The sequence below is a fragment of the Thermodesulfobacteriota bacterium genome (assembly GCA_040758155.1).
Classification (GTDB): domain Bacteria; phylum Desulfobacterota; class Deferrimicrobia; order Deferrimicrobiales; family Deferrimicrobiaceae; genus UBA2219.
This window is the reverse complement of sequence record JBFLWB010000203.1, coordinates 1-2254: the sequence shown is the minus strand read 5'-3', so window position 1 is coordinate 2254 and position 2254 is coordinate 1. Positions and strand designations below refer to the sequence as shown.

At 66.1% G+C, this 2254-nt stretch carries 3 protein-coding genes; all 3 read right to left on the bottom strand.

Annotated elements, in window-relative coordinates; genetic code table 11:
* The coding region (locus tag AB1346_14065) for a cob(I)yrinic acid a,c-diamide adenosyltransferase (protein MEW6721567.1) at window positions 1-235 on the bottom strand (235 nt) is incomplete at its 3' end.
* 39 nt (window positions 236-274) lie between these two features.
* Complete coding sequence (locus tag AB1346_14060) at window positions 275-1414, bottom strand: acyl-CoA dehydrogenase (protein MEW6721566.1); 1140 nt, start codon at window positions 1412-1414, stop codon at window positions 275-277.
* Between the two features lie 17 nt (window positions 1415-1431).
* Window positions 1432-2214: an enoyl-CoA hydratase-related protein gene (locus AB1346_14055; GenBank protein ID MEW6721565.1), complete on the bottom strand. Its 783-nt coding sequence runs from the start codon at window positions 2212-2214 to the stop codon at window positions 1432-1434.
* Window positions 2215-2254: the final 40 nt, after the last annotated feature.

Below are 2254 nucleotides of genomic sequence, written 5' to 3'. Positions count from 1 at the left end.
CGTTACGGGCGAGCCGTACGTCCTCGGAATCTGGATTCTTCCGGTCGACGAACGTCTCCCGGCCGGCCTGGACGATTTCGACGAAAGGGGAAAGCATGCGGGCCCCTTCGAGCTCGCCGTAATCGATCCTTCCCTTCATGAACTGGAAGATCGAGACGCTCAGGCCATGCCCCGCGGCGCGCATCGCCGACCCGAGGGCGGCGGTGGTCTTCCCCTTTCCGTCGCCGGTGTACACCTGGATGAATCCTCTCCCGAGTCGGCAGGGACGCATGGGCTACCGCAGGAGGGCCGCGGAGATCACCAACCGCTGGATCTCCGAGGTCCCTTCGTAGATTTCCGTGATCTTCGCGTCGCGGAAATGCCGCTCCGCGGGGTACTCCTTGACGTACCCGTACCCCCCGTGGATCTGGATCCCTTTCCCTGCCGCCCGCATGGCCGCTTCGGAGGCGTACAGCTTCGCCATGGACGACTCCTTCGAGTGGCGCATCTTCCGGTCCTTCATCCAGGCCGCGCGCCACGTCAGAAGCCGGGCCGCATCGATCTCGGAGGCCATGTCCGCGAGCATCCACTGGATCGCCTGGAATTCGCAGATCGGCTGGCCGAACTGCTTCCGCTCCTTCGAATAGGCCAGCGCGTCCTCGAGCGCCGCGCGCGCGATGCCGACCGCCTGCGCCGCGATCCCGATCCGGCCGCCGTCGAGGGCGCTCATGGCGATCTTGAACCCTTCCCCATCCCCGCCCAGCCGGTTCGCGGCCGGGACGCGGACGTCCTCGAAGGCGATGGAAGAGGTGGGCGCCCCCCGGATCCCCATCTTGTTCTCGTGCCTCCCCCGGGAGACCCCCTTCCAGTTCATGTCGACGACGAAGGCCGTGATCCCCTTGTGCGCCTTCGACCGGTCGGTCATGGTGAACAGCACGCCGTAATCCGCCTCGGGGCCGTTCGTGATGAAGTTCTTCTCCCCGTTGACGACGTAGAAATCCCCGTCTGGCGTCGCCGTGGTCTTCTGCGCCCCGGCGTCGGATCCCGCCCCCGGCTCGGTAAGGGCGAAGCAGCCCAGTTTCTTCCCGGAGGCCAGCGGGACCAGGTATTCCCGCTTCACGTCCTCCGAGGCGAACTTGAGGATCGGGTCGCAGACCAGGGAGTTGTTGACGGACATGATGACGCCCGTGGACGCGCAAGCCCTGGAGATTTCTTCCATGGCGATGACGTAGCAGATGTTGTCCATCCCGGAGCCGCCGTACTCCTCGGGGACGGCGACGCCCATGAACCCGAGCTCGGCCATCTGCCGGACCAGTTCAGCCGGGAAGCGGCCCGTCTCGTCGAGCTCCGCCGCGAGCGGCAGGACTTCCTTCTGCGCGAAATTCCTCGCCGTCTCCCGGATCATCCTCTGCTCGTCGGTCAGTTCGAACTCCATGCGCCTTTCTCCTTGTCCTATTTTCCCGTGAAGTTCGGCTTTCTCTTTTCGAGGAACGCCGTGATCCCCTCCAGCCGGTCCGAGGTGGAGAAGCCTGCCGAGAACAGGGCGGCCTCCAGGGCGCAGCCGTTCGACAGGTCCAGGTCGAGCCCCCGGTTCATCGCCATCTTGGCCGTCCGCACGGCGACCGGCCCCCGGGAAAGGATCTTTCCCGCGATATCCCTCGCGGCCGCCATCAACTCCGCGGCGGGAACCACGCGGTTGACCAGCCCGATCTCGAAGGCCCGCCGGGCGCTGACCATGTCCCCGGTCAGGACCATTTCCTTGGCGAGGTTGCGCCCGACGAGCCGGGGCAGGCGCTGCGTCCCGCCGTACCCGGGGATGATCCCGAGCGTCACCTCGGGCTGCCCGAAGCGGGCGGTATCCGCCGCCATGATGAGGTCGCACGCCATCGCCACCTCGCATCCGCCGCCCAGGGCGAACCCGTTGACCGCGGCGATGACTACCTGCGGCATCCGCTCGATGAACGACAGGACATCCTGCCCCAGCAAGGCGAAATCGAGCGCCTGGAGCGGCGAGAAGCCCTTCATCACGGAGATGTCCGCCCCGGCGATGAACGCCTTGTCCCCCGCGCCCGTGAGGATCGCCGCGCCGACGTCCTCCATGGCGGAGATCTCCTCCAGCGCGGCCTTCAGCTCCCGGATCGTTTCCGGATTCAGGGCATTCAGCGATTTCGGCCGGTTGAACGTGATCGTCGCGATGCGGCCGGACGCTTCGACCAGCAGGTTCCCGTATCCCATCGTCGTTTCCTCAATCCATCCCCAATTGGTGGAAACCGCC

Coding starts and splice junctions, on each gene's coding strand:
- AB1346_14055 (MEW6721565.1), bottom strand. CDS start 2,214: ATGGGATACGGGAACCTGCTGGTCGAAGCGTCCGGCCGCATCGCGACG.
- AB1346_14060 (MEW6721566.1), bottom strand. CDS start 1,414: ATGGAGTTCGAACTGACCGACGAGCAGAGGATGATCCGGGAGACGGCG.